This window comes from Pseudomonas sp. Colony2, assembly GCF_019382755.1.
Classification (GTDB): domain Bacteria; phylum Pseudomonadota; class Gammaproteobacteria; order Pseudomonadales; family Pseudomonadaceae; genus Aquipseudomonas.
The window spans coordinates 3,986,436-4,003,452 of record NZ_CP080030.1 but is presented as its reverse complement, the minus strand read 5'-3'; the positions used below and the strand labels follow the sequence as shown (position 1 = coordinate 4,003,452).

The window sequence follows — 17,017 nt, the reverse complement described above, 5'->3', positions numbered from 1 at the left end:
GGGTGGTGTTTTGGAGGGCGGGTTACACCAGGTATTTCTTGAACCAGCCCAACGTCCGCTCCCACGCCAGATTCGCCGCCGCCTCGTCATACCTCGGCGTCGAATCGTTGTGGAAGCCGTGATTGGCGCCCTTGTAGATAAACGCCTCATAGGTCGTGCCGGCCGCCTTCAACGCTTTCTCATACGCCGGCCAGCCCTCATTGATCCGCGTATCCAGCTCACCGTAATGCAACATGATCGGTGCCTTGATCCGTGGCACATCCTTGGCTTCCGGCTGGCGCCCATAAAACGACACCGCCGCACCCAGCTCCGGATAAGCCACGGCCGCCGCATTCGTCACGCCGCCGCCATAACAGAACCCGGTAATGCCCACCTTGCCGGTGCTTGCATCGTGGTGCATCAACCATTCGATGGCCGCGAAAAAGTCGTTCATCAGCTTCTCGGGATCGACTTTCTGTTGCAACTCCACACCTTTCTCATCATTGCCGGGATAGCCGCCCACCGAGGTCAGGCCATCCGGCGCCAGGGCAATGAATCCGGCCTTGGCCAACCGACGGGCGACGTCTTCGATATACGGGTTCAACCCCCGGTTCTCATGCACCACCACCACCGCCGGCACCTTGCCGCTGGCCTTGGCCGGGCGCACCAGGTAGCCGCGCACCGTGCCGTTGCCCTTGGGTGACGGGTAGGTGATGTAGTCGGCGACGATCTCCGGGTCGGTGAATTTCACCTGCTCGGCCAGGGCGTAGTTGGGGCTCAGGGCGGCGAGCAGGGCCGAGGCCGTCAGCCCGCCGAAGGTGAACAGTGCTGCGCGGTCGAGAAATTCCCGGCGGTTGATCTTGCCGTGGGCGTAGCCGTCGTAAAGCTCCAGCAGTTCAGGGGCGAAGTCTTTGGCGGTCAGACGAGTCATCGGTAGCGTCCTCGATTAGCGGTGTGACTGAATGTAGACCAGTATCAGGCTTCCCGGCCATGGGCCGCGGCGGCCAGTTGCCCGGTGTCGACCCGCACGAAGACCGAATCGCCAATCGCCGTCAGCACGCCATCGGCGTACACCTCGCACACCACGCGGCTTTTGCGCCCCACGTCACCTTCGACTTTCGCGCGCAAGGTCAGCCGCACGCCCATCGGTGTCGGCTTGATGAATTTGATTCCCAGGTTGCCGGTGACGCAGTCGATACGCGGCAGGCTGCCGGGTTCGCGTTGCTCGGCCTGGTAGTGGTAGGCCATGGCGGTCCAGTTCGAGTGGCAGTCCACCAGCATCGCGATCAGACCGCCATAGACCAGGTCTGGCCAGCCGCTGTATCGGGCGTCGGGCTGGTGCTCGGCGATCACGTGGATGCCGTCGGCGTCCCAGCGGCTCTTGATGTGCAGCCCGTGGGGGTTGCTGCTGCCGCAGCCATAACAGACGCCTTCGGGGGCGGTGGTGTCTTGCAGGGAAAGCGCGGGCATCGTGGCTCCTTGTTGTTTGAGTTCCGTCGAGGCACGAGCCTAATGCCAGGCGCGTGAATAAATCCAGCGCCTACGCTGTTAGCAGTGCACAGCGTGTTCATTCCCGGTTGAGAATCCCATGAAATCTCGATTGCCAGCGGTCTTCCTTGCCTTCGCCACCTTGTCTAACGCGTACGCCGTGGAATACACCGACGTGAATCCGACGGCCAGCACCATCAGCTTCACCTATGACCAGATGGGCCAAGAGGTGTACGGCACGTTTGGCACCTATTCGGCGACCCTGAATTTCGACACGCAAAACCCGGCTGCCGCCAGCACCGTACTGACCATCCAGCTGCCGAGCATCAATGCCGGCAGCGACGACGCCAACACCGAGCTGCCCAAGCCCGGCTGGTTCGACATGACCACCTACCCGGTGGGCACCTTCACCTCGACCCACATCACTGACCTGGGCGACAACCGTTACCTGTTCAGCGGCAACCTGACCCTCAAGGGCCAGACCCGGCCGGTGGAGGTCAAGGTGGCCCTCAAGGAGCAGAGCGGCATTGGCATATTCGACGGCGAATTCGTGCTCAAGCGCGATGACTTCAGGATCGGCGCGGGGGAGTGGGCGGACAGCGTGGTGTCCAATGCGATTGTCATCAAGTTCAAGATGGTTGCGCCTGAACGCTGATGGTCAGCGGGCGAACTTCTTGGCCCCCGCCACACACGCAATCACCGCGACGGTCACCCCCAGCATGCCCAGGCTCACCTGCTCATGCAGCAGCGTGGCCGCCAGTGCCAGGCCGAAAAACGGTTGCAGCAACTGCAATTGCCCGACGGCGGCAATGCCGCCCTGGGCCAGCCCGCGGTACCAGAACACAAACCCGATCAGCATGCTGAACAGCGACACATAGGCCAGGCTCAGCCAGGCCGGCAGGCTGATGCTCACGAAAGTGCCCGGGGCGAGGATCGCCGTCAGCGGGGCCACAATCGGCAGCGAGATCACCAGCGCCCAGCAGATCACCTGCCAGCCGCCCAGGGTGCGTGAGAGCCTGGCTCCTTCGGCATAACCGAGGCCGCACACCAGGATTGCCAACAGCATCAGCAAATCCCCGGCGGGCGCAGCGCTCAGGCCCTGGGCAACCGCGTAGCCCACCACCAGCAGGCTGCCCAGGATCGAAAACAGCCAGAACACCAACTTGGGCCGCTCGCCGCCGCGCCATACGCCGAAGACCGCAGTGGCTAACGGCAGCAGGCCGACAAATACGATGGAATGGGCACTGGTGACGTACTGCAAGGCCAGTGCGGTGAGCAAAGGAAAGCCGATCACCACGCCCAGCGCGACGATTGCCAGGGGCAGCAACTGACTGCGGGCCGGGGTTTTTTCCTTGAACAGCCACAGCAGGCACAGGCCGAGCAGGGCGGCGATGGTGGCGCGGGCGACGGTCAGGAATACCGGATCGAACTCCAGCACCGCCAGGCGCGTGGCCGGCAGCGAGCCGCTGAAGATCACCACGCCGATCAAACCGTTGATCCAGCCGCTGGCGTTGTTTTCCCGGGTGTTGAGGTGGGTGGTTCGTTCCATGGGTGTAGGGCTCGATAGGGATAAGTTGCGTCCTGCGCATCCTATGATTCACTATCAAGACAATCAAAAAATTGTCATGGATACATCGCCTATGCCCCGCGCCCGCTACAAGACATTGGTGGACACCTTCGCCCGGGATATCCGTTCGGGCGCGCTGGCGGCGGGCACCCGGTTGCCGACGCACCGCCAGTTGGCCGCCAGCCATGGCCTGGCGCTGGTCACGGCCAGCCGGGTGTACACCGAGCTTGAGGCCATGGGCCTCGTCAGTGGTGAAACCGGGCGCGGAACCTTTGTGCGGGAAATCGCGTTGTCGCCGGGGCAGGGCGTCGGCCAGATCGCGGTGGCGGCGGGAATGATCGATCTCAACTTCAACTACCCGTCGCTGCCGGGCCAGACCGACCTGCTGCGCACCGCATTGCGCCAGTTGGCGTTGTCCGGCGACCTGGCGGCGCTGCTGCGCTATCAGCCTCACGCCGGTCGGCTGCATGAGCGGGCAGCGGTGGCGCGTCATCTGCTGAGTCGTGGGTTGACGGTGCAGGCCGAGCAGGTGCTGATCGTCAGCGGTGCCCAGCATGGGCTGGCGGTGACCATGATGTCGCTGCTCAAGCCCGGCGATGTGGTGGCGGTGGATGCGCTGACCTATTCCGGGTTCAAGGTGTTGGCCGAGACGCTGCACCTGGAAATCGTCGCGATCCCGGTGACCGCGACGGGCCCCGACTTGGCCTTTCTTGAACAACTCTGCGCCCGGCGCCCGGTACGCGCCGTGTACAGCATGCCGACCCTGCATAACCCGTTGGGTTGGGTGATGAGCAGGGAGCAGCGCGAGCACCTGGTGGCGATTGCCCGCCAGCATGATTTGATCCTGATCGAGGACGCGGCCTACGCGTTTTTAGCCGAGGACCCGCCGCCGCCGGTGGCCGAGCTGGCACCGGAACGCACGGTGTATGTGTCGGGGCTTTCCAAGAGCGTTGCCACCGGCCTGCGGGTGGGTTTTGTCGCCGCTCCGCAGCAGTGGATGGCGGCGCTGGAACGTACGGTCATGGCCACCACCTGGAACACCCCGGGGGTGATGACTGCGGTGGCTGCCGCGTGGATCGACGACGGCACGGTGCTGCAGCTTGAAGCGCAAAAACGTAAGGACGCCCAGGCGCGCCAGGCGGTGGCCGATGAGGTGTTGGCGGGCTTGAATGTTATCCGCCATCCGTCTTCGTATTTCTTGTGGTTGCCGTTGCCGGAAGATGCCCGCGCCGATCAGATCACCATGGCGCTGGCACGGGAAAATATCTCGGTGTCCACGGCCGAGCCGTTTGCCGTCTCGGCCCACGTGCCCCATGCCTTGCGAGTGGCGCTGGGGTCGGTGGACCGGGAGGTGCTGCGCGAGGCGTTGGTGAAAGTGCGCTGGGCGGTGGAGGCGTGCTAGGGGGCCGGATCGTTCCCACGCTCTGCGTGGGAACGCCGCCTTGGACGCTCCGCGTCCCGCTGTAGATTTGCGCGATAGTGACGCAGAGCGTCACCGGATGCATTCCCACGCAGAGCGTGGGAACGATCCAGGCGGGACTCAGAACTTGTAGGCCTGGCGCCCGATCAGCAGCCATTTGCCTTTCTGCTTCTGCCAGACCTGGAAGTTTTCAATTTCGGTGGGCACCTCGACGCCACTATTCACCGCCTGTGCGGAAAAGTGGTTGCGCACCAGGGCGGTGTCGCCATTGAGGGTGATGGTCTGTTTCTGCATTTCCAGGGTCTTGAAACCACTTCTGCCGGTTTCAATGTCAGCGATAAATTCCTGCTTGTTCTGGACCTTGCCGCTGGAGTGGCCGTAGGTGAGGTTGTTCGCGGTGAGGGCCTGCAGTTGCGGGATGTCCTTGTGCAACATGGCCTGGGTCAGATGATCGACCGCAGCGGCTACATCCTTGTCACTTGCGGCGGGCGCGGCGGCCGCGTAGCCGCTGAACAGGCACAGAAAACCAATCAGAACCTTGACGTTTTGCATGGGTGTTTCCTTGTTGTTGTGGGTACCGGGACGACTCGGATTGTGTTTTTAAGTCGTCGTACAACCATGCCGTATTTACCGGGATCAAGGAAAGTGAAATTTGTTCTTGGCTAGAAGATAAGCGCTGTTTGCCAGTATTGGTTGTCGTATCACTTGCGAAATAGCGGTCGGCACTTCCCGTGGAAATGGCACATAGCTATGCTGTGGCCGGCGACTTCATGGCGTGGATTCGCAACGACTGAGGAAAACAAAAAAATGACACCGGATCAAAAGTATGCGGCGGCCATGGTGCGCCTGGGTTATCAACTCAACGAGTTCAAGATCGGCGGCAACTACACGCCGCTGCTGAGGGACGGCAATCACGTCTACATCAGTGGCCAGATTCCGCGGGTGGGTGACGCCATCGTGTTGCCCGGCAAGGTCGGCGAAAGCCTCAGCCTGGCCGACGCACAGATTGCCGCGGGCGTCAGCGCACTGCGTTGCCTGGGCTTGCTCAAGCAGGCACTGGGTTCGCTGGACCAGGTCAAGGCGATCCTCAAGATCAATGTGTACGTGCGCAGCGCGGATGACTTCGACCAGCAAAGCGAAGTGGCCAACGGTGCGTCGGACCTGTTGAACGAGGTCCTGGGGGCCGCAGGATCCCATACGCGCACCTCGGTGGGCGTGCTGCAATTGCCCAAGGGCGCGGCCGTGGAAATCGACATGATCGCCGTGGTACGGGACTGAAACCGGGTGATCGCCGAGGCGTTTGCGGTACTGGTCCACTATGGAATCTACCTGCTCCCGGGACTGATCCTGTTTGGCCTGTGGTTCGGTCTCACGCCAAAAACATTGCCGGGCTTGCGCATCGTTATCCTGCTGCTGGCCTTTGTGCTGATGCGCGATGCGATGACGCCACTGGGCATGTGGTCGCTGAGCCGCGAGGTGCAGATCGAATTCACGGCCAACCCGTGGGTGCTGGCCGCGCTGGGCGGGTTATCCCTTGGGCTGATTGCCCTGCTCGCGCGCCTGGCACCGGAGTTGTGGCAACTGACGGTGCTGTTCAAGGGCAATCGTTGGGCGGGCCTGGCGGTGGGACTCGGGGCGGGGTGTCTGATCGGCCTGCCATTGCGGCTGTATCAAGGCATTGAGCCGGTTTACTGGGCCTGGCTGATGGGCATGCTGGTGCTTGCCTACTGCGCCAATGCGCTGGAAGAGGTATTGTTTCGCGGCTTCCTGCAGGGCTATCTCGAACAGCACGTTACGCCGCTGCGTGCGGCGTTGCTCAGCGGGTTGGCGTTCGCCGCGTGCCATTCATTTCTGGCGTTGAGCGTGACGCAACTGGGCTGGCCAGTGTTGGCCTTTACCCTGATTGAAGGCGTGGCCTGCGGGCTGGTGCGGATGCGCTACGGTGTGGTGGCGGCGACGGCCACCCATGGCACGGCGATCTTGCTGATTGCCGTGCCGATGGTGTGAACCGTCTCAGGCCTGTAAATCAACGCCGATGCGGGCCTGGAGCCAGTCTTTGTAGACCGCGATGTTATCGGTCGACTGGTCGCCATTTTTCGCGGTGACAGTCTTGCCGTCCAGGCGCCCGATATCGAGCAGGTACTGAAGACCGTTGGCCACATGGGTGGCGTCGCTTTTGCTGAGTGACTGAACATCGGGCAGTTCGACGGCGTTGCCTTTATCGTCGAAGGTCGCCCATGAAGGGTTGGCCCTGGCGGTGGCAACGGTTTGCGCGGTCGAGCGCACTTGCTCCTGATAGCTGGCTTCCAGCTTGGTCTTGATCTCGGGCGTGGCGTTGGTGACTTCAATCCTCCCGGCCCGCAGGGTGCCGTTTTCCATGGATTGTGTAAAAGTCTTCTGTCCCAGCGCTAACAGACTTGTCGTGCTTCCTATCATGGTGCCGCTCCCTTATTGGTAGCAGCAACAGAGCAAAACCCGGGCCATGTGCTGCATGCCTTGTGCGGCGCGGGCTGGGTGGTATTGCCGGGGCAGGGCGCAGGCCAGGAGTTGCCGGGGCTGGCAAAGGGTTGCCACGTCGGCTCGCGCGAGCGCATTTCAGAACGTTGGAAACTAAGTTCAGAATCTCCAGTCTGTAATAGCGTATCGCCACCTCTACAAGGAATTAACATGAAGCTTAAGGTCGTTTTGCTGGGCACGGTTTTGTTGGCTGCGCCGCTTTACCAAGCGGTTGCCGAGACGTGCAGGGCGAACAGTTATGGTGGGTCCGATTGCGAATACGACAATGGCACCTCTTCCAAGAGTCGCGCCAATAGCTACGGTGGGCAAGACACCCAATACAGCGATGGTACTTCCTCCAAGAGCCGCTCCAATAGTTATGGCGGGCAGGATATCCAATACGGCGACGGCACCTCGGCCAAGACCCGTTCCAACAGCTATGGTGGGCAAGACACTCAATACAGCGACGGCACCTCAGCCAAGAGCCGCTCCAATAGCTACGGCGGGCAAGACACCCAATACAGCAACGGCTCCTCCTCCAAGAGCCGCGCCAATAGCTATGGCGGGCAAAATACGACAAATAACTAATGGCCCCGCCGCGGCTTTCTACCTCACCAATGACCGCTCATACGCCGCGGTCATCACCTGCCACGTCTGCGCATCCGCCGGAATCAAATGCTCGATGCGCAACGACGTTACCGTGATGTCCTGAGGCATGCCGAAGGTGGTGAAGGTCGACATGAAGTTCAGCTCACCTTCACGGGAGTTGACGCGTGTCAGCACCAGTGGCGGCGGTTCATTGACCAAGGCTTCGGTACTTTGCGGGGCCGGCAGGCTGTCCAGAAGCCTGGCAAGTTCGGAGTTGCCCAACGCCTCGCGCGTCGCCCGTTGCCAGGCGATGGTGCGGATTTCGTCAGCGTTGATCAAATGATCACCCAGGCCGCCAGGCTGTAGCAGGGTGACCAGCAAATTCAGCCCATCAGCCGCCTCCGGTTTGATCCCCACCAGCTCGAACAGCACCTGGGTACTGGCGTTGGCGGCGAGCACTTCCCAGTGGCTGCCCAGCACGATCGCCGGTGCAGGATTGTTCGCGTGGAGCACATGGCTGATTGCCTCGCGAATAGCCTCCATGGAGGGCGAGGAGAGCGGGGTTGCCTCATAGCGCGGGGCGAAGCCGGCAGCGAGGAACACGCTGTTGCATTGCTCCAGCGGAACCTCCAGCGCCATCAGCAAATTATGCAAGGTGCCCGGGCTCGGCTTGGCGCGCCCGGTCTCGATGCAGCTCAGGTGGCGTTGGGAAACCCCGGTGATCAGCGCCAGTTCCAGCTGGCTCAATCTGGCGTGCCGACGCAGCACGCGCAGTTGCGTGCCGGCGGTAGTGTCGGGGTTGGCGCGGGGGAAAGGTTGGCTGCTCATGGGTTGACTCTGGCCGTGCGGGTCGGTGGTGTCGATGACCTTCGAGGTCATTGAGAGGGGAACGACGTTATCACTAATGTGCAGCTTCCCGAACCGTTGTCTCCAAGGAGGAGAACATGCGCAGACCCTGGATTGCCCTGGCCGGGCTGTTGGCTTTTGCCCTGTACACATTGATCACGATGCTGATCGCCGAACAATCGCTCATGGCGTTCGGACGTGAATTGATATCGAGGCCGGACACTGCCCAGGTGGTGATTGACTTGTATCTGATGGCGGCCTTGGCGGGCGTATGGATGTACCGGGATGCGCGGGCCAGGGGCAAATCCCTGGCGTCGGTGTTGCCCTATTTACTGGTAACGGCGGTTTTCGTATCCATCGGTCCGCTGCTGTATATCGTGGTCAACGGGTTCCGCGAACCTTCAGGGGGCCGGTGATGGAGGTTTATGCGTTGTGCGTACTGGTGCTGTTCTTGAAGATGCTGGCGATCTCCTGTTACCAGGGTTTCTTTCGACTCAGATTCCGTGCATTCACTAACCACGAGGATGCAGCTTTCTTCCATCGCGATGCGAATCCCCAGGAGTTACCGCAAGTATCCCGGGCCGAAAAGGCTTGGGCCAATGATCTGGAAAATATTCCGTTGTTCTTCATTTTGAGTGGCCTGTGCTTGGCGATGGAAACGCCAGGCACCGCTACCGCGGGGTTGTTCTGTCTGTTCACCGCTGCCCGTGTGATGCATACGGTGATGTATCTGAGCGGCCGCCAGCCCTGGCGCACCCTCGCTTATGGAGTGGGAGTGCTCTGTTTGTCGGGGCTGGCCGGTCTGCTTGGCGCTGGGCTGATAACAATCAAGGGGTGAGAAAGGCCTGATAGTTGTCCTTGGTGATCTGTTGATAGGGAATGGTCAGCTCCGCCGTGTAGGGCTGCTTCCTGATCATCTTCAGCGCCAGGTCAATCGAGCCGACGGCCTGGCCCTTGTTGTCCTGATAGGCCGTGACTACCAATAGATCTTTTTTGATCGCATCCAGGCCGGCGGGTCCGCCGTCGCTGCCGCCCACCAGGATGTCCTTGCCAGGGTGCATACCGGCCTGGGTAATCGCCATCGCGGCACCGATAGCCATTTCATCGGCATTGGCCGCCACGGCGTCGATTTTCTTGCCCGAGACGATCCAGTTGTTCATCAGGTCCATGGCCTTGCTGCGCTGCCAGTCGGCGCTTTGTTCTTCGACGATATGGATGTTGGGGTAATCCTTCAGTACGTTTTTCACGCCCTGTGTGCGGTTGTGGGTGGCGTTGTTAGAGAGCAAGCCGAGCATGATTGCGAGGTTGCCCTTGCCGTTCATTTTTTCCGCGAGGTAGCGCATCTGAATCTCGCCCGCTTTGATCTCGTCCGAGCCGACATAACCCACCCCGGCCGGCAGGACCGGGATGTCCGGGCGACGGTTGACGTACACCAGCGGGATACCCGCCTGCTGGGCATTTACGGTCATTTTCTGGGTGGCGGCGGTGTCGACCGCGTTGACGATAATCGCGTCCATGCCTTGGGCAGAAAAGCTCTGCACCTGGTTCAGTTGGCGCACCACATCGCCTTGGGCGTCTTCGAATTGCAGGGTCACGTCGGTGAGGTCCCTGGCGTGGGCCGCCATGTAGTCACGCATCTGGGCGAGGAACACGTCGTCCACCTGGGCGATGCTGACGCCGATGCGTGTCTCGGCGAGGGCTAGCGGGGTAACGATGAGGGTCAGGAGCAAGGTCAGCAGCTGTTTTTTCATGGTGTCAGTCCGTTTTTTTGTTGTTTTGAAAGACGTTGAAAACATTCCTCAGCCTTGGCGTTTGGCGTGTAGTTGCGCAACGCGTTCGGCAAAGGTCTCGCAGGGCCAGCGTTCGTTCAGTGCCTGCAACATCAGTTGCTGCCCGGTTTGCGGAGCCAGGCCCTGTAAGGGTGGGTCGGTATCCAGGTTGGTGGGAAAGGAATAGCCATCGGCGGTGCAGGCGATCACCGCGTGCAGCGCCTCGCCATCCATGACGTTGTCCGCCAGGCGCTCCAACAGGCAGGGGTACAGCGCCAGCATCATCCGGTCGCGGTCCACAGCCTCCATCGTTTTGCCGAACGCCGAGGAGATTTGCAGCAGGTTGGCCATGCGCTGGCGGTCCGGTGTGCGATTGGTGCCAGCGGCGTGAAACAGGGCCGGGTTGAAGAACAGCAGGTCACCTTTGTTCAGCGGCAATTGCACGGCATGCTGCTGGAAGTACTCGATGAATTCAGTGCGCCTCCAGGCCAGGTAGCCCAGTGGGTATTGCTGGGAAAACGGCAGCAGTTGGGTCGGGCCGGTTTCCAGGGGCATGTCGCTGTGGGCCACGGCCCCTTGCAGCGTGAGGTATTGGGACAGCGTGTGCAGGGGCAACGGAAAGCGCTCCACCACGTCGATGGTCTGGAACCCGAGGTGATAATCACGGTGCGGTTGCTGGGCTTGGCCACCGGGGTGCACCACGTTGACCTGGGCCGTGACTTGGTAGCCCGGGCCGAGCCAGGCTTGTGCGATCAACCCCAGCAGTGGGTTGGCGTAATATTCGACAAAGGATGCCGGCGACTGCAGTGCGGCCTTCTGTAATGAGTTCCAGATACGTCCGTTACTGCCGGCCTTGGCGAAGTGGTCGGCGGCCACACCTTGCGCAGCCTCTTGGGCAAAGATCGCTTCGAATACCTGGCTGTGACGGTCGACCACGTCCAGGTCGGCGTAGCCCTGGCGCACCACCATCACTCCCGGCCCCTGGCTGAACAGGCGATGCAGTTCGTCCAGCACGGCGTGACGATCGCCGTTGCGCAGTGCCTGGGCCTGATAGATCGGGATGTTGCTGCACACTTCGGCGCAGTGCGGGTAGTCCTCGGCAGCAGCCTGCTGGGCACAGATCGAGTGAAAATCTTCCAGTTGCACCGCATCGGCGCTGACAAAGGCAGGCATCACGCACCCTCCACCAGGCTCAAGGCCTGATCGGGGCGTGGGGTGCCGCCGTCGCCACAGCCGATGACGCCTTGCTCCAGGTCGATCACCGTGCCGGTCATCATTCCCGACTCGCGTGACAATAGAAATGCCACGCTCCGGGCCACCTCTTCAGGTTTGAGCAGGCGGCCGAAGGGCTGTGCGGCTTCGGCGGCTTCCAACCAGGCATCCCCGGCACCGTGGTAGTGCCGCTGGATTTCATCCTCGTGCGGTGTGTCCATCCAGCCGATGTTCAAGCCGTTGACCCGAATCCGGTTGCGCAGGGCGCTGAACGCCACGTTTTTGGTCAGAATCGCGAGAGCGCCCTTGGACGCCGCGTAGGCACTCAAGAACGATTGCCCGCCGTGGCCGGTGACACTCTGGATATTGACCACTGCACCTTCAACCCTCTGGCTGATCATCAGCTTCAAGGCTTCCTGCATCAGGAAAAACGGCGCCCTCACATTGACCGCAAATAGTCGATCAAACAGTTCGGGGGAGGTGTCGAGAATGGTGCCGCGATCCGACATCCCGGCGCAGTTGATCAGCCCGTGGAGGGTGCCGAAGTGGGCACGGGCCGCCTCGATCACGGCGCGGCAGTCGCCAATCTGTTCCAGGTCCGCCTGGACAAACACCGCGCGGCAATCGAGCGCTGCCAACTGCCGTACTTGCTCCTGGCCCTGGTCCGGACGGCGTCCGCAGATGATCAGGCCGGCAGCACCGCGCCGCGCCAGGGTATGGGCGACGGCAGCCCCCAACCCCTGGGTGCTGCCGGTGACGACAAAGTATTGGCCTTTGAAGGTATGGCTGAGGTCGGTTGAAGGCATCGGGGTCTCCTGGGTTTTTGTTGTTTTGAAGGCCGGGCTCGACGCCGGGCAAAACTGAGACTAGCATTGCGGTCACCTCAACGAGTCTCAAAAAGACCTCAAAAAAACCTCAGGCTCAACGGCATGCTCGAACGCGCTAAACACTTTTCCATCAAGCAACTGGCCACCCAGGCGGGCGTCAGCAAGGCGACAGTCGATCGCGTCTTGCATGAGCGCGGCAGCGTGCACGCCCAAACCCGGCGGCGTATCGAACAGGCTCTGGATGAGCTGGAATCCCAGGAAAAAAATGGCCTGGCAGTAGGCCGTACCTTTCATGTCGATGTGATCATGCACACGCCCAAGCGCTTCAGTGCGGCGGTGCAGGCCGCCATCACCGCCCAACTGGGCAGCCTGGCACCGTTTCGTATCGCCCCGCGGTTTCATGTGTTCGAAGAGATCGAGCCTCAGGCGATGCACGACCAATTGCTGCGCTGCCTCGAGACCGGCAGCCAGGGTGTGGTGCTCAAGGCCGCGGACGAGCCGGCGGTGAATCTGGCGGTCAAGCACCTGGCGGCCGCAGGTATTCCGGTGGTGACCCTGGTCACCGATCTGCCCCACAGCGAGCGCATCGGCTACGTAGGCATGGATAACCGCACCGCCGGACAAACCGCCGCGTACCTTCTGTCCCGCTGGCTGTCACCCCAACCCCAGGAAGTGGCGGTGGTGATTGGCAGTGAATTGTTCCGGGGCGAGGAAGAACGCGAAATGGGTTTTCGCATGTGGCTGCGCGGCCGTGCGACGCACCTGCGGGTACTGGATATCAGCGGTGGGTACGGCGTGTATGACCGAACGTTTGCCCGGGTCACCGATGCGTTGAAGCAGCATCCCGAACTGAAGGCGGTGTACAGCGTCGGCGGTGGCAACCGGGCAATTGTCGACGCCTTCGCGGCTCTGGATCGCCCGTTGGACGTGTTTATTGCTCACGACCTCGACGAAGAGAATCGCCAGCTGTTGGCTGAAGAAAAAGTCGCCGCGATTATCGATCACAACCTGCAGATCGATGCGCGCCATGTGTTCCTGCACATCCTGCAATTTCATCGGCTGTGGAAGGCTGGGCCGATTGCGCCGTCACAGGTACAGATCGTCACACCGTTCAACCTGCCGGACTGAATCTCCACACCCAATAACAATCCCAGGAGTTCGACCATGCTACGTATCGCTGTCCTTGGTGCAGGGCGCATCGCCAACATTCACGCGGCCAATGTCGCGGCCCATCCTGATGCCACTCTGGTGGTGGTCGCCGACCCCTGGCGGGAGGGCGTCGATGGCTTGGCTGCGCAGCTGGGTTGCGAGGCGGCCTATGACTGCGCAGCAGTGCTAAGTCGGGACGATATCGACGCGGTGGTGATTGGCACACCCACCGACACTCATATCGATTTGCTGCTGGCGGCCGTGTCCCAGGGCAAGGCCGTGCTGTGCGAGAAGCCCATTGACCTGGATTTCGCCAAGGCGCGGGCGGCGGCGCAAGCTGTGGAGCGCGAGGGCGGCAAAGTCATGCTGGGCTTCAACCGCCGCTTCGATCCCGACACGCTGCGCCTGCGCCAGGCCATCGACGCGGGGCAAATTGGTGCTGTGCGGCAGGTGATCATCACCAGCCGCGACCCGGGGTTGGCGCCACGGGATTACCTGGCACATTCCGGCGGCATCCTGCGGGACATGACCATTCATGACTTCGACATGGCGCGGCACCTGCTGGGTGAAGAGCCCATTGAAGTCGGCGCGATAGCCAGCCGGCTGGTAGATCCGAGCCTGGCGCAGATTGACGACTTCGACAGCGTGATGGTGCTGCTGCGCACCGCATCCGGGAAACAGTGCCATATCAACTGCTGTCGGGAGGCGGTCTACGGGTATGACCAGCGACTTGAGGTATCCGGGGCCAAGGGGGTGCTGCTCACGGATAACCATCGACCCAGCACCTTGCGCCATTGGAACCACGAGCACACCGAGGCGTTGGAGCCGTTGCAGCATTTCTTCCTGGAGCGTTATGCGGATGCCTACCGCAATGAGTTGGGCCAGTTTATCCAGGCACTGAGCGCGGGGCGCGCGCTGCCCACCAACATGCGCGATGGGCTGTATGCGTTGCACTTGGCGGACTGTGCGCTGGAGTCCATCAAGACCGGGCGAATGGTTGAGGTCAATTACGCTATTTAAGGTGTTGCCGGAGCGGGCATGCTCGCTCCGGCAGATTGCGCGTTAGATTTTTGCCAACGCCTGCGCCAGATCCGCCCGCAGGTCTTCCACATCCTCAACCCCCACCGACAACCGCACCAACCCATCACCAATCCCCAGCTGCGCCCGGGTCTCTGCCGGGATGCTCGCATGGGTCATGATCGCCGGGTGCTCGATCAGACTTTCAACGCCCCCCAGGCTTTCAGCCAACGCAAAGATCTTCACGTTTTCCAGGAAGCGTGTCGCTCCTGCCAGGTCGCTTTTCAGGTCCACCGAAATCATCCCGCCAAACCCGCGCATCTGCCGGCGTGCCAGCTCATGCTGCGGGTGTGATGCCAGGCCTGGGTAATAAACCCGCGCCACTTGCGGCTGTTGCTCCAGCCACGTCGCCAGTTCCAGCGCATTGCTGCAATGGCGCTCCATGCGCAGCGCCAGGGTCTTCACCCCACGCAAGGTCAGGAATGCGTCGAACGGCCCGGCAATCGCGCCCACGGAGTTCTGCAGGAAGCCCAGGCGCTCGGCCAGTTCAGGATTCTGGCCCACCACCGCAATGCCGCCGATCACATCGGAGTGGCCGTTGAGGTACTTGGTGGTGGAGTGCACCACGATGTCGAAACCCAGCTCCAGCGGGCGCTGGATCCACGGGCTGGCGAAGGTGTTGTCGGCCACGCAGATGATGCCCCGGGCCTTGCAGATGCGGGAGATGGCACTGAGATCGGTCAGGCTCAGCAGCGGGTTGCTCGGGGTTTCGACCCAGACCATCCGCGTGTCGTCCTGCAGCGCGGCTTCGAAGGCCGACAGGTCGGTCAGGTCGACGAAGCTGAAGCGATGCCCGGCGCTGCGCTGGCGCACTTTGTCGAACAGGCGGAAGGTGCCGCCGTACAAGTCATTGCCGGAAACCACGTGGGAACCGGCGTCGAGCAGTTCCAGCACGGTGGAAATCGCCGCCAGCCCGGAGGCGAACGCGAACGCCTGGGTGCCGCCTTCCAGGTCGGCCACGCAGCGTTCCAGGGCGAAGCGCGTCGGGTTGTGGGAGCGCCCGTAGTCGAAGCCCTTGTGAACGCCGGGGCTGTCTTGCAGGTAGGTGGAGTTGGCGTAGATCGGCGGCATCAGCGCCCCGGTGGTCGGGTCCGGGGATTGCCCGGCATGGATCACGCGGGTGGCGAAGGCGCTTTTATCGTGCTGGGTCATGCAAGGGATCTCCGTAGGTGATTGAGCAGGTCGACGCGGGTGATCAGGCCGTGAAAGCCCGAGGCGTCGGCAATGATTGCCACCAGCCCGCGATCCAGCTCGGCCTGCAATTGCGCAAGGCTGGCGCTGGGTGCGAGGGTGTGAAGGGCGTTGGTCATGGCGCTGCCCACAGTCATGGAAAAGTGCGCGGCGTTCTGATGCAGGCCGAGCAATACATCCGACTCGTCGAGCACCCCCACCAGTTGCTTGCCGTCCACCAGCACCGGCAGCTGTGAGACGTCGGCCAGGCGCATGCGCTGGAAGGCGGTGAGCAGGCTGTCGTCGGGGCCGACGCTGATCACCCGGCCGTCCTCGAAACGACGGGCGATCAGGTCGCGCAGGTCGCCGTAGTGTTTGTATTGCAGCAGGCCGGCGTCGTTCATCCATTGGTCGTTGTAGACCTTCGACAGGTAGCGCGTGCCGGTGTCGCAGACGAAGGTGACCACGCGCTTGGGCTCGGTCTGTTCGCGGCAATAACGCAGGGCGGCGGCCAGCAGGGTGCCGGTGGAGGAGCCACCGAGAATGCCTTCGGCCCGCAGCAGTTGGCGGGCGTGGTCGAAGCTTTCTTCGTCGCTGATGGAATAGGCGTGGCGCACGCTGGAGAGGTCGGCGATCGAGGGGATGAAGTCTTCGCCGATACCTTCCACGGCCCACGAGCCGGGTTCGGTCATGGTGCCGCTGCGGCTGTACTCGGCCATCACCGAGCCCACCGGGTCGGCCAGCACCATGGCCAGGTCAGGTTGCACGCGTTTGAAGAAGCGCGTCAGGCCGGTGAGGGTGCCGGCCGAGCCGACGCCAACCACGATGGCATCCAGGTCATGTTGGGTCTGGGCCCAGATTTCCGGGGCGGTGCTGGTCTCATGGGCCAGGGGGTTGGCCGGGTTGTTGAACTGGTCGGCGAAGAACGAATCGGGAATGTCCTTGGCCAGTCGCGCCGCCACATCCTGGTAATACTCGGGATGGCCCTTGCCGACATCCGAGCGGGTGATGTGCACCTCGGCGCCCATGGCTTTCAGGTGCAAGACTTTCTCGGTGGACATCTTGTCCGGTACCACCAGCACCACCCGGTAGCCTTTGGCGCGTCCCACCAGGGCCAGGCCGAGGCCGGTATTGCCGGCGGTGGCTTCGATGATGGTGCCGCCGGGGCGCAGGCGGCCATCGCGCTCGGCGGCGTCGATCATGGCCAGGCCAATGCGGTCCTTGATGGAGCCGCCGGGGTTCTGGGATTCAAGCTTGAGGAACAGCGTGCACGGGCCGGTATCGAAGCGGCTGACCCGCACCAGCGGGGTATTGCCAATCAGTTCGAGCACGGCGGGGCGGGAAGCGGTGGGCATGTCGTCACCTGGCTACGGAAAGGGCGTATGGGATGGACAGCAGCGTTTACAACATGGTTTCGAACATAGGCCGG

The 17,017-nt window shown here is 62.1% G+C and carries 20 protein-coding genes; 9 read left to right on the top strand and 11 right to left on the bottom strand.

The features are described from left to right. Nucleotides 1-22 precede the first annotated feature (22 nt). Both yghX and JV201_RS15780 read right to left on the bottom strand, forming a co-directional pair. Complete coding sequence (gene yghX / locus JV201_RS15785) at nucleotides 23-910, bottom strand: YghX family hydrolase (RefSeq protein WP_003215079.1); 888 nt, start codon at nucleotides 908-910, stop codon at nucleotides 23-25. 44 nt (nucleotides 911-954) lie between these two features. Further along, nucleotides 955-1,449 carry a PaaI family thioesterase gene (locus tag JV201_RS15780; protein WP_219405695.1) on the bottom strand — a complete coding sequence of 165 codons (495 nt, stop codon included), beginning with the start codon at nucleotides 1,447-1,449 and terminating at the stop codon, nucleotides 955-957. Nucleotides 1,450-1,567: 118 nt separating this feature from the next. Here JV201_RS15780 and JV201_RS15775 point away from each other — a divergent pair, with 118 nt between their 5' ends. Then, nucleotides 1,568-2,122: a YceI family protein gene (locus JV201_RS15775; protein WP_087695009.1), complete on the top strand. Its 555-nt coding sequence runs from the start codon at nucleotides 1,568-1,570 to the stop codon at nucleotides 2,120-2,122. Nucleotides 2,123-2,125: 3 nt separating this feature from the next. Here JV201_RS15775 and JV201_RS15770 read toward each other — a convergent pair whose 3' ends face one another. Next, nucleotides 2,126-3,016: a DMT family transporter gene (locus JV201_RS15770; protein ID WP_102369215.1), complete on the bottom strand. Its 891-nt coding sequence runs from the start codon at nucleotides 3,014-3,016 to the stop codon at nucleotides 2,126-2,128. A 91-nt stretch (nucleotides 3,017-3,107) separates the two neighbouring features. Here JV201_RS15770 and JV201_RS15765 point away from each other — a divergent pair, with 91 nt between their 5' ends. Then, complete coding sequence (locus JV201_RS15765; protein WP_102604951.1) at nucleotides 3,108-4,436, top strand: PLP-dependent aminotransferase family protein; 1,329 nt, start codon at nucleotides 3,108-3,110, stop codon at nucleotides 4,434-4,436. Between the two features lie 138 nt (nucleotides 4,437-4,574). On the opposite strand, the gene JV201_RS15760 is transcribed toward JV201_RS15765, so the two are convergent. Beyond that, nucleotides 4,575-5,006: a nuclear transport factor 2 family protein gene (locus JV201_RS15760; protein ID WP_003215089.1), complete on the bottom strand. Its 432-nt coding sequence runs from the start codon at nucleotides 5,004-5,006 to the stop codon at nucleotides 4,575-4,577. A gap of 255 nt (nucleotides 5,007-5,261) precedes the next feature. Between JV201_RS15760 and JV201_RS15755 the strand changes: the two genes are divergently transcribed. Continuing rightward, nucleotides 5,262-5,732 (top strand): RidA family protein, encoded by a 471-nt coding sequence (locus JV201_RS15755; protein WP_219405694.1) that lies wholly within the window; start codon nucleotides 5,262-5,264, stop codon nucleotides 5,730-5,732. A 6-nt stretch (nucleotides 5,733-5,738) separates the two neighbouring features. Continuing rightward, nucleotides 5,739-6,461 carry a CPBP family intramembrane glutamic endopeptidase gene (locus JV201_RS15750; protein ID WP_003215093.1) on the top strand — a complete coding sequence of 241 codons (723 nt, stop codon included), beginning with the start codon at nucleotides 5,739-5,741 and terminating at the stop codon, nucleotides 6,459-6,461. Nucleotides 6,462-6,467: 6 nt separating this feature from the next. On the opposite strand, the gene JV201_RS15745 is transcribed toward JV201_RS15750, so the two are convergent. Next, nucleotides 6,468-6,833 carry a hypothetical protein gene (locus JV201_RS15745; RefSeq protein ID WP_219405693.1) on the bottom strand — a complete coding sequence of 122 codons (366 nt, stop codon included), beginning with the start codon at nucleotides 6,831-6,833 and terminating at the stop codon, nucleotides 6,468-6,470. A 288-nt stretch (nucleotides 6,834-7,121) separates the two neighbouring features. Between JV201_RS15745 and JV201_RS15740 the strand changes: the two genes are divergently transcribed. Beyond that, nucleotides 7,122-7,538, top strand: coding sequence for a hypothetical protein (locus JV201_RS15740; RefSeq protein WP_003215097.1), 417 nt, complete (start codon nucleotides 7,122-7,124; stop codon nucleotides 7,536-7,538). Between the two features lie 18 nt (nucleotides 7,539-7,556). Here JV201_RS15740 and JV201_RS15735 read toward each other — a convergent pair whose 3' ends face one another. Continuing rightward, nucleotides 7,557-8,366 (bottom strand): helix-turn-helix domain-containing protein, encoded by an 810-nt coding sequence (locus tag JV201_RS15735; protein WP_174717786.1) that lies wholly within the window; start codon nucleotides 8,364-8,366, stop codon nucleotides 7,557-7,559. Between the two features lie 116 nt (nucleotides 8,367-8,482). Here JV201_RS15735 and JV201_RS15730 point away from each other — a divergent pair, with 116 nt between their 5' ends. Both JV201_RS15730 and JV201_RS15725 read left to right on the top strand, forming a co-directional pair. After that, entirely contained in the window at nucleotides 8,483-8,800 is a 318-nt protein-coding gene (locus JV201_RS15730; RefSeq protein ID WP_003215101.1) for a DUF2834 domain-containing protein, read from the top strand. Continuing rightward, nucleotides 8,800-9,222: an MAPEG family protein gene (locus JV201_RS15725; protein WP_219405692.1), complete on the top strand. Its 423-nt coding sequence runs from the start codon at nucleotides 8,800-8,802 to the stop codon at nucleotides 9,220-9,222. Before JV201_RS15730 ends, JV201_RS15725 begins: the two co-directional genes overlap by 1 nt. Here JV201_RS15725 and JV201_RS15720 read toward each other — a convergent pair. Genes JV201_RS15720 through JV201_RS15710 form a run of 3 tightly spaced genes read right to left on the bottom strand, consistent with a single transcriptional unit; the run spans nucleotide 9,212 to nucleotide 12,171 of the window. Beyond that, nucleotides 9,212-10,135, bottom strand: coding sequence for a substrate-binding domain-containing protein (locus tag JV201_RS15720; protein ID WP_003215106.1), 924 nt, complete (start codon nucleotides 10,133-10,135; stop codon nucleotides 9,212-9,214). The genes JV201_RS15725 and JV201_RS15720 overlap by 11 nt on opposite strands. A gap of 48 nt (nucleotides 10,136-10,183) precedes the next feature. After that, a complete protein-coding gene (locus JV201_RS15715) occupies nucleotides 10,184-11,326 on the bottom strand; it encodes a phytanoyl-CoA dioxygenase family protein (RefSeq protein ID WP_003215107.1) in 1,143 nt (380 codons plus the stop codon). Further along, nucleotides 11,326-12,171 (bottom strand): SDR family oxidoreductase, encoded by an 846-nt coding sequence (locus JV201_RS15710; RefSeq protein ID WP_003215109.1) that lies wholly within the window; start codon nucleotides 12,169-12,171, stop codon nucleotides 11,326-11,328. Before JV201_RS15710 ends, JV201_RS15715 begins: the two co-directional genes overlap by 1 nt. A gap of 123 nt (nucleotides 12,172-12,294) precedes the next feature. On the opposite strand from JV201_RS15710, the gene JV201_RS15705 reads away from it, so the two are divergent. Together JV201_RS15705 and iolG are read left to right on the top strand one after the other, a co-directional pair. Further along, the gene (locus tag JV201_RS15705; protein ID WP_003215111.1) at nucleotides 12,295-13,320 is read left to right on the top strand and encodes a LacI family DNA-binding transcriptional regulator; all 1,026 of its coding nucleotides are present in this window, start codon (nucleotides 12,295-12,297) and stop codon (nucleotides 13,318-13,320) included. A 36-nt stretch (nucleotides 13,321-13,356) separates the two neighbouring features. After that, nucleotides 13,357-14,361, top strand: coding sequence for an inositol 2-dehydrogenase (gene iolG / locus JV201_RS15700; RefSeq protein WP_102369211.1), 1,005 nt, complete (start codon nucleotides 13,357-13,359; stop codon nucleotides 14,359-14,361). A gap of 42 nt (nucleotides 14,362-14,403) precedes the next feature. On the opposite strand, the gene JV201_RS15695 is transcribed toward iolG, so the two are convergent. Both JV201_RS15695 and JV201_RS15690 read right to left on the bottom strand, forming a co-directional pair. After that, nucleotides 14,404-15,570: a cystathionine gamma-synthase gene (locus JV201_RS15695; protein ID WP_219405691.1), complete on the bottom strand. Its 1,167-nt coding sequence runs from the start codon at nucleotides 15,568-15,570 to the stop codon at nucleotides 14,404-14,406. Then, nucleotides 15,567-16,943, bottom strand: a complete 1,377-nt coding sequence (locus JV201_RS15690; RefSeq protein ID WP_003215116.1) for a cystathionine beta-synthase — start codon at nucleotides 16,941-16,943, stop codon at nucleotides 15,567-15,569. Before JV201_RS15690 ends, JV201_RS15695 begins: the two co-directional genes overlap by 4 nt. Nucleotides 16,944-17,017: the final 74 nt, after the last annotated feature.

What these genes read in the sequence shown, in the direction of transcription:
- yghX (WP_003215079.1), bottom strand. Translation starts at nt 910, where the DNA reads ATGACTCGTCTGACCGCCAAAGACTTCGCCCCTGAACTGCTGGAGCTT.
- JV201_RS15780 (WP_219405695.1), bottom strand. Translation starts at nt 1,449, where the DNA reads ATGCCCGCGCTTTCCCTGCAAGACACCACCGCCCCCGAAGGCGTCTGT.
- JV201_RS15775 (WP_087695009.1), top strand. Translation starts at nt 1,568, where the DNA reads ATGAAATCTCGATTGCCAGCGGTCTTCCTTGCCTTCGCCACCTTGTCT.
- JV201_RS15770 (WP_102369215.1), bottom strand. Translation starts at nt 3,016, where the DNA reads ATGGAACGAACCACCCACCTCAACACCCGGGAAAACAACGCCAGCGGC.
- JV201_RS15765 (WP_102604951.1), top strand. Translation starts at nt 3,108, where the DNA reads ATGCCCCGCGCCCGCTACAAGACATTGGTGGACACCTTCGCCCGGGAT.
- JV201_RS15760 (WP_003215089.1), bottom strand. Translation starts at nt 5,006, where the DNA reads ATGCAAAACGTCAAGGTTCTGATTGGTTTTCTGTGCCTGTTCAGCGGC.
- JV201_RS15755 (WP_219405694.1), top strand. Translation starts at nt 5,262, where the DNA reads ATGACACCGGATCAAAAGTATGCGGCGGCCATGGTGCGCCTGGGTTAT.
- JV201_RS15745 (WP_219405693.1), bottom strand. Translation starts at nt 6,833, where the DNA reads ATGGAAAACGGCACCCTGCGGGCCGGGAGGATTGAAGTCACCAACGCC.
- JV201_RS15740 (WP_003215097.1), top strand. Translation starts at nt 7,122, where the DNA reads ATGAAGCTTAAGGTCGTTTTGCTGGGCACGGTTTTGTTGGCTGCGCCG.
- JV201_RS15735 (WP_174717786.1), bottom strand. Translation starts at nt 8,366, where the DNA reads ATGAGCAGCCAACCTTTCCCCCGCGCCAACCCCGACACTACCGCCGGC.
- JV201_RS15730 (WP_003215101.1), top strand. Translation starts at nt 8,483, where the DNA reads ATGCGCAGACCCTGGATTGCCCTGGCCGGGCTGTTGGCTTTTGCCCTG.
- JV201_RS15725 (WP_219405692.1), top strand. Translation starts at nt 8,800, where the DNA reads ATGGAGGTTTATGCGTTGTGCGTACTGGTGCTGTTCTTGAAGATGCTG.
- JV201_RS15720 (WP_003215106.1), bottom strand. Translation starts at nt 10,135, where the DNA reads ATGAAAAAACAGCTGCTGACCTTGCTCCTGACCCTCATCGTTACCCCG.
- JV201_RS15715 (WP_003215107.1), bottom strand. Translation starts at nt 11,326, where the DNA reads ATGCCTGCCTTTGTCAGCGCCGATGCGGTGCAACTGGAAGATTTTCAC.
- JV201_RS15710 (WP_003215109.1), bottom strand. Translation starts at nt 12,171, where the DNA reads ATGCCTTCAACCGACCTCAGCCATACCTTCAAAGGCCAATACTTTGTC.
- JV201_RS15705 (WP_003215111.1), top strand. Translation starts at nt 12,295, where the DNA reads ATGCTCGAACGCGCTAAACACTTTTCCATCAAGCAACTGGCCACCCAG.
- iolG (WP_102369211.1), top strand. Translation starts at nt 13,357, where the DNA reads ATGCTACGTATCGCTGTCCTTGGTGCAGGGCGCATCGCCAACATTCAC.
- JV201_RS15695 (WP_219405691.1), bottom strand. Translation starts at nt 15,570, where the DNA reads ATGACCCAGCACGATAAAAGCGCCTTCGCCACCCGCGTGATCCATGCC.
- JV201_RS15690 (WP_003215116.1), bottom strand. Translation starts at nt 16,943, where the DNA reads ATGCCCACCGCTTCCCGCCCCGCCGTGCTCGAACTGATTGGCAATACC.